The following is a 12,082-nucleotide window of genomic DNA, read 5'->3' on the forward strand; positions in this document are numbered from 1 at the left end:
GTAAGTCGCTGACTGGACAGTAGCCCTGACCACTAATTTCGTCCTCAGAGGGTCAGAAAGCTGTTTCGATTCCGTACCTCAATTGTAGCAAACCTTTAGCCATCACGGAGCCCGGCTGAGTTCGACGTTCTTTATGCCGCAAGGGCGATTCCTGTTTTGCAGTTCTCGCCTCGCAATGAGAGGCGCTGCTTTCATTTACGATGAACCTTAGCGACAGTGCCGTTCCTCACTCAAGTTCGAGCCACACCAAACCTCCTCACGCTGTTGCGGCTGTTCATCCTTCCGTTTCTGGCGATCGAAATCCTGGATAACAATTATCCGGCAGCCTTCGCGCTCTTTGTTTTTGCAGGAATCACGGACGCCCTGGACGGTCTTCTTGCCCGCTGGCTGAGCCAGAAGACGACGCTGGGCCAGTATTTGGATCCCATCGCCGACAAGCTCCTGCTCAGCACTCTCTTCATCGTCCTTACCCATACAGGACTGATTCCGCGATATGTGACGGTTCTGGTCTTTAGCCGGGATCTTGGAATCCTGCTGATCTCTACCTTGCTCTTCGCTACTGGGACACTCCGGGATTTTCGTCCCAGCCTGTTAGGAAAGCTGAACACGCTCGTCCAGATTCTGGGAGTAATCTCGGTGTTGTTGGAGAGGCTTTGGCCGACAGGCTGGCTCAACGCACTTACAGCGGTGCTGTTGCGCGTGATTGCTGTTCTTGCGCCGGTCTCGGCGGCTCAATATGCGTGGATTGTCTTCCGGCGGCTCAACTCCGGCCCGGCTGCAGCCTAGCTCTCCTCTTCCGTGGCTTCAGCCTCGACCTCCTCTTCGATTGCAATATCGCGAAATTCAGTAGAGTCAAAGATTTCGCCACATGCCTGGCACTCGACGAACTCTGCATCCTCGTCTCGGGAGACGATCTTTACGATGGGGTGTTTGCAATGGGTGGTCATGGATCGAAGATTGAAAAAATTAGGGGTAGAACGAATAAGTTTGGTTGGATTCTGCCCCTACCGGTGCGGGTTGTCAACCCATGGCAGAGGACTTGCGATTTTTTTACGGTGAATCAAAAGACGGGTCTAGCATCGGTCCGTGGCGGCTCTCTCAAGAGCCGGAATGATCCCGCCGAAGCAGGTTGCGATCACCATCCTCCAGTCGTACACTATGGTATGAGGTTCGTCCGTCGCCGGAAGACTCTCCAGTCTATTCATTGGAGAGCTATGACTTATCCTGCTACGGGCATGATTGGGCGCAGATGCTTCGGCTAACCAAAAAAGCGGATTATGGTCTGATGGCCCTTAAATACCTGGCCGAGCAGACGAGCGGCTCTGCGCATAGCGCAAAGGACATCGCCGAGGCCTACCATATACCTCCGCAGCTTTTGGCTAAGATCCTGCAAACCCTTGCCAAGGGCGGACTTCTGGTCTCCCATGCGGGAACCAACGGAGGTTATGCGCTGGCGCGGCCGGCGAAGGAGATCTCTGCATTTGAGGTCATCCGTACCATCGACGGCCCTTTGTTTATCACCAGCTGCATCACGATTCACGGCGCCTGCGATCTCACCAGCACCTGCACGATCAAGGAGCCGTTGCGTAAGGTAAACGACAGCATCAAGGATCTGTTGGGCGGCATCTATATTGCAGACCTCGTCGAAAGCGGGGAGGCCGAACGCGCAGGGTCGAATGCGGTCGGCGGCGGCCTGGTCTCGATCGCGCTTTAGCGCGTCGAGCATTACAAAAAATTCTTAAAGCAAGTGAAAGTCAGGAGTGGGAGCTTATGAGCACGAATGGAACTGGAGTCGTCATCGCCGAGTCGGCAACGTCATTGCCGGAAGGCGTGCGCCTGCCGATCTACATGGATAACCACGCTACCACTCCGCTCGATCCGCGCGTTCTCGAAGCGATGATGCCCTATCTGACCGGCATCTTCGGAAACGCCGCCAGCCGCAATCACAGCTTCGGCTGGGAGGCGGAAAAGGCTGTAGAGAAGGCTCGTGAGCAGGTCGCAAAGCTGATTGGCGCAACGGCGAAAGAGGTGATCTTTACCTCGGGCGCGACGGAATCCAACAATCTCGCCCTCAAGGGCATCGCGGAGATGTACCGTGAGCGCGGCAATCACATCATCACCCAGGTCACCGAGCACAAGGCAGTTCTCGATACCTGCAAGAAGCTTGAGAAGCAGGGATATCGCATAACGTATCTTCCCGTCCAGGCCGATGGGCTCATCGATATTGAAGATCTCAAGCGAGCCATCGACGATAAGACGATTCTCGTTTCGATCATGTACGCCAATAACGAGATCGGTGTCATTCAGCCCATCCGCGAGATCGGCGCCCTCTGCCATGAGAAGGGAATTCTCTTCCACACCGATGGCGTCCAGGCCGTAGGCAAGATTCCTGTCGACGTGCAGAAGGACAACATCGACGTCCTCAGCCTGAGCGCTCATAAGATCTATGGGCCGAAGGGAGTCGGCGCGCTTTATGTGCGTCGCCGCAACCCGCGCGTGCAGATCTCCGAACAGATCAACGGCGGCGGTCACGAGCGCGGCATGCGTTCGGGAACGTTGAACGTGCCCGGAATCGTCGGTCTTGGTGCAGCCTGCGAGATCGCGATGAACGAGATGGAAGCGGAAGCCAAGCGAGAGACCGAGCTGCGCGAGTACTTGAAGAAGAAGTTCGAGAATGCTCTCGACTACGTTCACGTCAACGGCAACATGGACCATCATCTGCCCGGCAATCTCAACATGAGCTTCGTCTATGTTGAAGGTGAGAGCCTGTTGATGGGAATTAACGACATCGCCGTCTCGTCCGGTTCTGCCTGCACATCAGCCACCCTCGAGCCCAGCTACGTACTCAAAGCCCTTGGCCTTGGAGACGATGTTGCGCACAGCTCGATCCGCTTCGGTCTCGGTCGCTTCAACACCAAGGCTGAAGTCGATTACGTCTCTGACAAGATCATCGACGTCGTTCAGAAGCTGCGTGAGCTGAGCCCGCTGTACGAGATGGTCAAGGAAGGCATCGACCTCTCGAAGATCGAGTGGGCTGCGCACTAATTCGTTCAGCAGTTTTGAGACAGGCGCGGCTTGGATAGCGCGCCTGTTTTCTTATAGGCCGGTGCTGGCCGTTTGCGATACTCTTGGCGGCAGGCCAGAATGTCAAAGCTCCTTCGTCCCTTTTCCTCATTGCTTCTTCTTTGTCTGTTGTACGCTCGTCCCGCGGATGGCTATTCGCTGCTCACCCACGAGCAGCTCATCGATCTCACGTGGGATACTTCCATCGTCCCTCTCCTCAAAAGCCGTTATCCCACGCTGACGGCGGCTCAGCTTGAGCACGCCCGCGCCTACGCCTATGGCGGATGCGTGATTCAGGACATCGGGTATTACCCGTTCGGCGACACTTTCTATTCCAATCTCACCCACTATGTCCGTTCGGGAGACTTCGTCGTCAACCTCTTTCGCAATGCCGGAAATGCGGATGAGCTTGCCTTCGCAATCGGTGCGCTATCTCACTACATCGGCGACAACATCGGGCATGCAGATGCAACCAACCTCGCCGTACCCGTCGAGTTTCCCAAGCTTGGCCAGAAGTACGGCCACTCGGTCCGATATGCCGAGGGCGGCTCGCAACACGTTCGCACCGAGTTCGGCTTCGACATCAACGAGATCAGCCACGCACACTTCGCGCCCGCGCATTACCTCAGCCACGTCGGTCTCCAGGTACCGCAGCGGCAGCTCGAGCTTGCGTTCTACCAAACCTACGGTTTAGCCGAAGATTTCAGCAAAGGCAAAGGGAACCGGGTTAACGTGAAGGCCTATCGGTTCGCCGTGCGCACCTTCATCCCCCGGATCGCCTTCTCCGTGAACCTGCTGCACCGGCATAAGGAACCGCCTGTCGTCGACTCTCCTGAACTTCAGCGGCTCACGACCGAGCTTGCCGACATAGCTGCCAAAAACGACTGGGCTGCCTATCGAAGAAAAGCCGGCGTCGGGACATACACCCTCGCGGGTTTTCTCTATATCCTGCCCAAGGTAGGCGCCCTTAGCCTCGTTGCCGTCAAAGGCCCTACCGTGGATACCGACCGCGAGTACTTACGTTCGGTCCTGCGCTCGACCGACGCCTTGAACTTCACGTTGCGTCGTTTTACCCCTCCCAGCACATCGGCAGGTACCGCCGCGGCAGCTGCGAAGGACGTAAACTCACAGTCGCCCCCGTCTGATCCGTTGTCCGCAAAGCCTGGGTCCGCCCAGGCCGTTCCTCGCGGTTCTTCCGATCCCCAACACCCTCTAAGGAACCGCGACCTTGATACCGGCAGCATCGTCAGACCCGCCGGATATCCGCTTACGGATGCCACCTATTGCAAGCTCGTCCATCGCCTGGCCGCCAAGCCTGCCCAGGCAGTTCCGCCCGGCATTAAGGAAGACATCCTGGCATACTATGCCGATCTCAATCTGCCCTTTGCTACAAAATCCCACCCCTCAAGCTGGCGCACCCTGCAGGCCGATCTTGCCACCCTGAGCGCCATGCCGACCAGCAACGAGCCGCTCCCATATCCAACCTACGGTCCCGAAGGAGATCCTACCGAGAGTCCTGCGCCGTAAGCTGAATTGGTTGAGATCAAGCCATCTGTCATCCTCCCAGCAACTTACGCCATCGATTTCTAGTCAAGTAATATGTGGTATTTAGGAAAAACAAGCCATCCTGGCGAACCAAAACAATAAGAGTTATCATCTAAGACAGTGAGGACTATCCCATGGCATATAGCGACAAGGTCGTAGACCATTACAACAACCCCCGGAACGTAGGCACGCTGGACAAGGGTGCTCCAGAGGTCGGTACCGGCCTGGTTGGTGCGCCGGAGTGTGGCGACGTTATGCGCCTGCAGATCAAGGTAAATCCCGAGACCCAGGTGATCGAAGATGCCAAGTTCAAGACCTTCGGTTGCGGTTCGGCGATCGCTTCAAGCTCCCTCGCGACGGAATGGGTGAAGGGCAAGACCGTGGCCGAGGCGATGGCAATCTCGAATACGGACATCGTCAAGGAACTAGCGCTTCCCCCCGTCAAGATTCACTGCTCGGTGCTGGCCGAGGACGCAATCCGCGCCGCAATCGGTGACTGGAAGAAGAAGAACAGCGTCGGCGAGACAGAGGCAGTAGCAGTCGCGGCGCACTAAGGTCTGGCGTTTTTACAAGAACATGGCACCCCGCATCGAGCGATGATTTCGCGCCGAATCGCGGGGTGCATTTCCATCATCAGTAGAGTAGGGCTTTCGAAGAGCGGTTCAGCCCTGCGTTCCTTCAATTCAAAGGGACGCGAAAGAAGGTTTCTTCATGTCCATGGTTTCGATTCAGCCGACGACTTCGCAGGACGCAACGGCCGCTGTGGCCGAGCATCCGAAGGATCCCCTTGCGGGGATGACGCTGCTGACGGCTGAGGGGCAGCAGCCCCGGGCGAAGGCTTCGGTCGAGATCACGAAGAATGCCTTGAAGCGCATCCGCGTCGCCATGGCCAAGGAGGGCGTCTCGCCGGAGCAGGGTGGCCTGCGCCTGGGCGTCATGGGGGGCGGCTGCTCGGGACTGAGCTATTCGATTCGCTTCGATTCGCAGCCGCGGGAGCGGGATCGCGTGTTTCTCTTCGGTGCAGGCGTGGAAACCCCGGGGGATTCTACGGGCGGCGGCGCAGTTCGCATCTTTGTCGATCCGAAGAGCTTTCTCTATCTGGCCGGAATGGTGTTGGACTTCGAGGAGACCCTGATGCGGCAGGGGTTCAACTTCATCAATCCGAACTCAACCAAGAGCTGCGGATGCGGGTCGAGTTTCACGGCCTGAGGCGTCTCTACCCTGTTTCAATCTGTGTAACCTGCCCCAAGGGCTGAAGCAAGCCCCTTTTCGTTCGTTGCGGAGCGAGACGGAGCCGCAACCGCGTCCGTCGACGAAGATGTGGCGGCAACGATGGCGTGGCCTGTTGTACGAGCTGATGGTTCGTGGGGTACCCCTCCCTATCTTTTTTTTGCGCAAAGTATTCGAAAGGAATGCCTTAGGTCCGGACCTCCAATCGCACGGGGTAAAAAGAAAAGCCCGGCCGGTGGCCGGGTTTCTTAATTCCCTGATTTAAGCGTAGCAGGACAAGTCAAGATTCTGGAGCGGAAAAATGGGTGGAAGGGGCGTGGGGATTGGGGTTCGTGATGTGCCGAGGAAGCGTGGAGTTCGGGTAGAGAAGCGGATTTCTCCGCTTCGCGCCTCACGATACAGCTGTGAGTGGCTTCGGTCGAAAGAACGGTTCCAGCAAGTGTTGGCGCCATTTCAAAATGGATGTGGGATATGCGGCTTCCATGGTTGAGAGATACCCATAGAATGAGGGGATGCCCCGTCGTTTGTCTTTATTTTGTGGTGTCGTTGTCTGCCTTTTTGTGTTCTCGTCCAGTGAGCTATCCGCCATGCAGGGTCCGGCCAGTAACAAAAAGCCCGCTGCGTGGGAGATGGAAGTGAAGAATCGGCAGGATGCCCTGGTGAAAAAGAATGGGGCGGGGACGGACGTTGCCCTTCAGCGAGAGCTGTTGCGGATGCGCGATGAGGATCAGACGGCGCGAGGGTTTATGCGTGGGCAACGAACTTCGAACATGACTAAAGCGATGGTTACGGCGCTCTCTGCAACGGACAGCCGTCTGACCGAAGAACTGAAGCAGATTGTGGCGAAGAGCGGCTGGCCGGTGATCTCGCTGGTGGGGTTCGAGGCGTCGAATGGCGCGATGCTTATCTTGACGCACACGGCGGACCACGCGTGGCAGAGGAAACTTTTACCCGAGTTGCAGACACTGGCCGCCGAGGACAGGATTGACGGCTCGATGCTGGCGCTGGTGGTAGATAAGGAACTTGTGGCAGAGGGGAAGCCGCAGCTCAATGGCACGCAGTTCAAGTTCATCAACGGAAAGATGGCGATGCTTGCGGTGGAGGATCCGTCCGACCTGGATGAGCGGCGCGCAAAGGCCCTTCTGCCACCGATGAGCGTGTACAGGCAAGAGTTGGAAGAGACCTATCATCTGCCGACGACCGATGATGTGGTGATGCCTACCAAACCGCCAACGCAGTAGGGCTCGAGCCCTACTGCGTTGGCGGGCCCTAGGTTTTGGGAAGGGCCATATCGACGGGGTCGGTGGCGGGGAGGTGATCTTTCCTGCCGTACTCGGTGTCCCACCCAGGAAGCTCCTGAGAGCCGGTGATGAGGCGGGCTCCGTCCTGGAAAGTGAGATAAGTCCAGAACCACTGCCGGAAGACTGCAAGTCGGTTCCGGAACCCGATGAGGAAGAAGATGTGGATGACGAGCCAGACGACCCAGGCAGGGAAGCCGCTCCACTGCCCGACGAAAGGCCACTTGATGTTGGCGACAGCCGCCTTGCGCCCGATCGTGGCCATGTCGCCCTTGTCAAAGTAGTGGAAGGGTTCGTTGAGCCCGGTCCCGTCGCTGCCCATATCGCGGGCGACGAGGCGTGCAATGCGTTTCGCGGAATAGACCCCCATTTGCATGGCGGGCTGAGCGACTCCCGGGACTTGTTTCCCGTTCTCTTCCACGTGGGCAAGGTCTCCGCAGATGAAGATCTCTGGGTGACCGGGAGGGTTGAGAAACTGGTCGACGATGACGCAGCCACGGCGATCCAGTGGGACGCCCAGCATCTTGCCGAGTGGGGAGGCCTGGACTCCAGCCGCCCAGAGGGTGACGGTCGAGTCGATGCGCTCGTCGCCGACCATCACGTAGCCGGGCTGGATATCGGAGACATGGGCGTTGGTGCGGATGCTGACCCCAAGGGCGGCGAGTTGCTCTACGGCCTTCTTCTGAAGTTTGGGAGAATACGCGGCCAGGATAGACGGCGACCCTTCAAGAATCAGAACATGAGCCGAAGCCGGGTCGATGTGACGGAAATCACGGGCCATGTAGAGCCGGGCGATGTCGCTGATCGCTCCGGCCAGCTCGACCCCGGTAGGGCCCCCGCCGACGATGACGAAGTTGAGAGGGGGGTGGGTTCCGGCCTCCTGCATCTGGCGCTCGGCAAGCTCAAAGGCAAGCAGAACGCGACGGCGGATCTCAGTAGCGTCTTCGATCACTTTGAGGCCGGGGGCGAGCTTTGCCCAGTCGTCACGGCCGAAGTAGGAATGGGTGGATCCGGTGGCGATGATCAGGTAGTCGTACTCGATCAGGGCTCCGGTCTTGAGCTGGACGTATCGCCGGGTAAGATCGAAGCCGACGGCCTCGTCCATGAGGACCTCGATGTTCTGGTGGTCGCGGAGGATGGATCGGATGGGTTGCGCGATTTCAGCCGGCGAAAGTACAGCCAGGGCGACCTGGTAGAGAAGGGGCTGAAACGTGTGATGGTTCTTACGGTCGACAAGAGTGATATCGACGGGGAGCTTTGCAAGGCCGATCGCTGCGTTGATGCCGGCGAAGCCACCCCCGATTACGACTACTCGCTTGCGTACAGTGCTATTGCCAGTCGCCATTGTCTCTGGCTCCTTTGAGCTTGTCTGCGCTCTCTTTGTTCTCTCTTATTTGATGCATGAAGGTGTGTATATGACGCTGGATTGAGGGCTTAGAAGTGCTTCTGAAGACGGAAGGCAAGGAAGCCCTCTGTACCGGCAACTACTGCGATTCGGGTGATTTCCGGGAAATCTACAGTCTCCAGCGGCGCCAGCGAAACGGTCCCATCGAGTCCGGAGATCAGGGTGGACGTCGAGGATTCATAGGTAGGTGCGATGGGACAGCGGCCTTGCGGGAGACATGGATTCGACCATGGTTGGAGGGTCTGGTGAATGGTCACCGATGCTCCGGAGACGGGATGACCGGCGGAGTCGGTTACGAGGATAGTGACAGGAGCAAAGGCAGCGGTGCGGATGGATTGGTTGGCCCCGCTGACGATGGCGAGGCGCAGGTCAGCATCGTTGACGCCGTTGACGGTGAAGGTGGCGCATATCGAGGTCCAGGCACATGCCGCCGCAGTGGCCTGCGTATTCCTGCCGAGGGGACCGGCGGTGGCGGTGGTTTGAGCGATGGATTGCGCATCTGCGAAGGAGCGGGTGGGATTGAAGGCGATTGGACCCGAGAGTGCCGTCCACTGGACAGGAACTCCCAGAGTAGTGGCTGCATTGTCGGCGAGCGACGCCTGTGGGGTCCAGGAGATGACGGCCTTCTGCGCGAGGTAGAGCTGAGGGTTGAGAGCGGTAATGGTCTGTATGCAAGGGATTGCGTTGAAGCTGGCCTTAATATTACCGACGCTGCTGGATGCCGAGAGTGTGATGGAGCCGGATGCAAGCGGTGTGACGGCGGAGGTGACGATGCCTGAAGCGTCAGTGGACAGCGTGCAGCTTGTGCGCCCGCAAGCCTCGAAGCGAACCTGTCCGGATGCGGTGAGAGTGACGACGGTATTGGGAAGAGGTGTGACCCCGTCAGCGGAGAGAGCTTTTACCGTGAAGGGGAGAGGCGCCTGCATCTGGGCGAAGACGGTGCCTGAGGGGGCGGAGAGCAATGTGAGCTCAGGCTGAGGCGCGTCATATTGGAGTGCAGCGATCATGGTGGTGGTCCCGCCGGTAGCAAGATCGCGGATCGTCACGTCGGCCGTAGTGGCGTCGCTGGCGTGCAGGGCAGGGGCGATTACGGTCAAGGTGTTTGAGGTCCAGCCTGAGACGGTCGCGGGGAACCCATGGATCGACACCGTGTTGCCTGGGCGGAAGCCCATGCCGGAGATGGTGATGGAACCCCCCTTTGCCGGGACGGTAGTGGGACTGATGGAGTCGGCGTAGAGTACGCGAGCCTGGTAGGCGAAGTCGGGACGGCCATCGCCGCGCTGGTCCATGATGGCGATCCGGAGTTGTTGCGACTGAGAGGATGCCTGGCTAGAGAGCGAGGTCATGCCGGTGACCGATGCGTTGAAGGCTTCAGGGGTGGAAGCAACGGAAGGCAGAGTTCCCATCGCGTCGCCTGCGTTCCATATGCCGATTACGGGCAGGCTTTTGACTGTGGTGGCAAGAGAGTCTTCGTCCTGAGCGGTCACTTCGACGGCGAAGCTACGACCGGGCTTGATGGACAAGGTGGACCACGCGGTGTGGCCGTAGCTGCATAGGTTTCCGGTCCACCAGCCGGTAGAGGAGAGTGCGGCTGGTGCGGCTTCGATTCCATCCTGATTTGTCTGGCAGCCACGGGCAGCGTCGGAGATGTTGAAGTCGACCCTTGCCTGCGAATAGGGAGAGCTGACGTAGTAGGTGTTTGTCGTGACCGACCCGGAGGGGGCGACGGAGTTGGAGTCGTATGGGCCTACGGCATAGGCCCCGATATAAAGAGGATTGATGGGCTGCGTCGAAACGACGAGATTTTGCCAGGGCTCCCAGTCGTAGAGAGGCGTGCGAAAGATATCGTAGGCTCCCTCCAGGGTGGGCTTGGGAGATCCCATATTGGCGGATGGTGATGAGGCGACGCTTTTATTGATAGGTGTCGCGCTGCGGCGACGAAAGGAGGCACCGGATACGGCGGAGGTGGACTCCCATGCCTCTGGAGTGTTCCAGGAGGGTTCGAGCCGATGAATGACAACATTCACTCCCTGCATGCCCTGCCCGTTAGGAAATGTAATAGTGCCATAGACACGGTTGGCGCGAGCGAGCGTATCGGTCTTTCCGGGGACTGACGGAGCGATGGATCCGACAGGATAGAGCTGGCCCAGGCCGGAGACGTCATCATCGCGGAGAGTAAACGGCTGGGGCATGCACTGGTACGTATAAGGACCGCAGATCACGTCGATGGGGTGCATGACGGGCCAGTGCAATGCCTGCTGAATGGTGGGACGTGGATTGCCGGTAAAGACGTTATCGTTGGTCTGAGACCAGCTGGCCCGGTGCAGCGCCCGTTGAGGACGAGAATTGCGTGCTGGATCTTGCCGGAGGTCGAGATGGAGTCCACACTCTCGGTAACCGCATTCTGTCGGCAGCTTGAGGGGGAGCTGGCTCCGCTGCCGAGCATCAGGTCAGTGATGGATCCGTCGGAGTCGTAAAGGATCGCAATCTGCTTGTTGAGATAATTTGCGCTCTGGACATCGCTGGGAAAGACGATGCCGGTCGTGGTCGGATAAACGTTTGCGAGGCTTGCATGTTCTGCCAGCGCGCCTCCATACAGAAGGTTGAAGTTCGCCGTGGGAACGGTCCAGACGCTTGCTGCGGCGTTGACGAGGGCGTCGGCGGCAGCATGGCTGACATAAGGACTGAGATCTCCGGGATCGGTGAAGTACCGCGGACTTGCGGTGTACCAGACAATGGAAAGACCCTCGGGATAGTAGTACGGCTGCCCGGTGACCCATCTGGGTCCACTTGCATGAACGATTGCGGGGAAAGTAAAGATACAGAGGAGCGCGATCAGCGATTTCCGCACCCTTTTGGTGAGGATCATGGAGCGGCCTGTTGCCAGGAACGAAGCATCCCAACGATGTCAGAGACGGGAATTTGCCGCGGAGGATCGGGTGTATCCGTAAGAGAGTCCTGGGCTTCTGCGGTAACCAACCCCTGAGCCATCGGGGGAGGCGAGGAATAGGGGACCCGGTGCAGGAGGCGTGTTGTTACCCATCGGAGATCCACTGTGAGCGGTGCGGATTCTGTTGCCGCTGTAGCCAGGGAAGACGTTGTCTCTGGATGAACAGGCATTGCGCCGTTCATGCGTCCTACGGGAGACGTAAGACCAGTGGTGCCGGGCGCGTGCAGCATCATGAGAAGCCGCTGGCCGGGACGATAGCGCTCGTCTCCACCTTCCCACAGACCCGCCCATTCGCGCAGGGTGTAGGTGTTGCCAGGGGTGCAACCGCGCACTGCCTGATCGATGCGGAAGTCGATTTCTACGATGCCTGAGGCACCCTGTTGCCCGGGGCGATGGCGGATGGCGATGACCTCGCCTACGAAGATGACTCCGGCGAGATCGGACATCTGATGCAGGGCGTCCTCAACGGTCTGGGGAGGGAGGCCGGGCTCCTGTGCAGGGGCGGAAAGTGCGAGCAATGCGACGACGAGGCCGGCGATTCCGAATCTATAGATTGTGTGAATCACCATGGGCCTCCGAGTACCCTTATTT

12 protein-coding genes are annotated in these 12,082 nt (G+C 58.5%); 7 read left to right on the forward strand and 5 right to left on the reverse strand.

Annotated elements, in window-relative coordinates; genetic code table 11:
• The first annotated feature begins 216 nt into the window (after positions 1 to 216).
• Positions 217 to 786, forward strand: coding sequence for a CDP-alcohol phosphatidyltransferase family protein (locus AC5S26_RS14155; protein ID WP_494185557.1), 570 nt, complete (start codon positions 217 to 219; stop codon positions 784 to 786).
• Here AC5S26_RS14155 and AC5S26_RS14160 read toward each other — a convergent pair.
• Positions 783 to 947 carry a hypothetical protein gene (locus AC5S26_RS14160; RefSeq protein WP_494185558.1) on the reverse strand — a complete coding sequence of 55 codons (165 nt, stop codon included), beginning with the start codon at positions 945 to 947 and terminating at the stop codon, positions 783 to 785. The two genes, AC5S26_RS14155 and AC5S26_RS14160, sit on opposite strands and share 4 nt — an antisense overlap.
• A 302-nt stretch (positions 948 to 1,249) precedes the next feature.
• Here AC5S26_RS14160 and AC5S26_RS14165 point away from each other — a divergent pair, with 302 nt between their 5' ends.
• From AC5S26_RS14165 to AC5S26_RS14190, 6 genes are all read left to right on the forward strand, one after another.
• Positions 1,250 to 1,714: an RrF2 family transcriptional regulator gene (locus tag AC5S26_RS14165; protein WP_494185559.1), complete on the forward strand. Its 465-nt coding sequence runs from the start codon at positions 1,250 to 1,252 to the stop codon at positions 1,712 to 1,714.
• A gap of 56 nt (positions 1,715 to 1,770) precedes the next feature.
• Positions 1,771 to 3,045 (forward strand): IscS subfamily cysteine desulfurase, encoded by a 1,275-nt coding sequence (locus AC5S26_RS14170; RefSeq protein WP_494185560.1) that lies wholly within the window; start codon positions 1,771 to 1,773, stop codon positions 3,043 to 3,045.
• A gap of 99 nt (positions 3,046 to 3,144) precedes the next feature.
• Entirely contained in the window at positions 3,145 to 4,590 is a 1,446-nt protein-coding gene (locus tag AC5S26_RS14175; RefSeq protein ID WP_494185561.1) for a zinc dependent phospholipase C family protein, read from the forward strand.
• Between the two features lie 152 nt (positions 4,591 to 4,742).
• Positions 4,743 to 5,162 (forward strand): Fe-S cluster assembly scaffold IscU, encoded by a 420-nt coding sequence (iscU, locus tag AC5S26_RS14180; RefSeq protein ID WP_494185562.1) that lies wholly within the window; start codon positions 4,743 to 4,745, stop codon positions 5,160 to 5,162.
• A gap of 157 nt (positions 5,163 to 5,319) precedes the next feature.
• The gene (locus AC5S26_RS14185) at positions 5,320 to 5,817 is read left to right on the forward strand and encodes a HesB/IscA family protein (RefSeq protein WP_494185563.1); all 498 of its coding nucleotides are present in this window, start codon (positions 5,320 to 5,322) and stop codon (positions 5,815 to 5,817) included.
• A 650-nt stretch (positions 5,818 to 6,467) separates the two neighbouring features.
• The gene (locus AC5S26_RS14190; protein WP_494186117.1) at positions 6,468 to 7,079 is read left to right on the forward strand and encodes a DUF6624 domain-containing protein; all 612 of its coding nucleotides are present in this window, start codon (positions 6,468 to 6,470) and stop codon (positions 7,077 to 7,079) included.
• 28 nt (positions 7,080 to 7,107) lie between these two features.
• Here the strand turns inward: AC5S26_RS14190 and AC5S26_RS14195 are convergent, their stop codons facing one another.
• From AC5S26_RS14195 to AC5S26_RS14210, 4 genes are all read right to left on the reverse strand, one after another.
• On the reverse strand, positions 7,108 to 8,481 hold the full coding sequence (locus AC5S26_RS14195; protein WP_494185564.1) for an NAD(P)/FAD-dependent oxidoreductase: 1,374 nt from the start codon (positions 8,479 to 8,481) through the stop codon (positions 7,108 to 7,110).
• Positions 8,482 to 8,570: 89 nt separating this feature from the next.
• Entirely contained in the window at positions 8,571 to 10,793 is a 2,223-nt protein-coding gene (locus AC5S26_RS14200) for an IPT/TIG domain-containing protein (RefSeq protein ID WP_494185565.1), read from the reverse strand.
• Positions 10,760 to 11,410, reverse strand: a complete 651-nt coding sequence (locus tag AC5S26_RS14205) for a hypothetical protein (protein WP_494185566.1) — start codon at positions 11,408 to 11,410, stop codon at positions 10,760 to 10,762. Before AC5S26_RS14205 ends, AC5S26_RS14200 begins: the two co-directional genes overlap by 34 nt.
• Entirely contained in the window at positions 11,407 to 12,060 is a 654-nt protein-coding gene (locus AC5S26_RS14210) for a hypothetical protein (RefSeq protein WP_494185567.1), read from the reverse strand. Before AC5S26_RS14210 ends, AC5S26_RS14205 begins: the two co-directional genes overlap by 4 nt.
• Between the last annotated feature and the right edge of the window lie 22 nt (positions 12,061 to 12,082).

The sequence above is a fragment of the Edaphobacter sp. FHG110511_03 genome, assembly GCF_059115365.1.

Bases quoted from the DNA above. Each gene is read 5' to 3' on its own strand.
- AC5S26_RS14175 (WP_494185561.1), top strand. From the start codon at position 3,145: ATGTCAAAGCTCCTTCGTCCCTTTTCCTCATTGCTTCTTCTTTGTCTG.
- AC5S26_RS14165 (WP_494185559.1), top strand. From the start codon at position 1,250: ATGCTTCGGCTAACCAAAAAAGCGGATTATGGTCTGATGGCCCTTAAA.
- AC5S26_RS14190 (WP_494186117.1), top strand. From the start codon at position 6,468: ATGGAAGTGAAGAATCGGCAGGATGCCCTGGTGAAAAAGAATGGGGCG.
- AC5S26_RS14160 (WP_494185558.1), bottom strand. From the start codon at position 947: ATGACCACCCATTGCAAACACCCCATCGTAAAGATCGTCTCCCGAGAC.
- AC5S26_RS14210 (WP_494185567.1), bottom strand. From the start codon at position 12,060: ATGGTGATTCACACAATCTATAGATTCGGAATCGCCGGCCTCGTCGTC.
- AC5S26_RS14185 (WP_494185563.1), top strand. From the start codon at position 5,320: ATGTCCATGGTTTCGATTCAGCCGACGACTTCGCAGGACGCAACGGCC.
- AC5S26_RS14170 (WP_494185560.1), top strand. From the start codon at position 1,771: ATGAGCACGAATGGAACTGGAGTCGTCATCGCCGAGTCGGCAACGTCA.
- AC5S26_RS14195 (WP_494185564.1), bottom strand. From the start codon at position 8,481: ATGGCGACTGGCAATAGCACTGTACGCAAGCGAGTAGTCGTAATCGGG.
- iscU (WP_494185562.1), top strand. From the start codon at position 4,743: ATGGCATATAGCGACAAGGTCGTAGACCATTACAACAACCCCCGGAAC.
- AC5S26_RS14205 (WP_494185566.1), bottom strand. From the start codon at position 11,410: ATGATCCTCACCAAAAGGGTGCGGAAATCGCTGATCGCGCTCCTCTGT.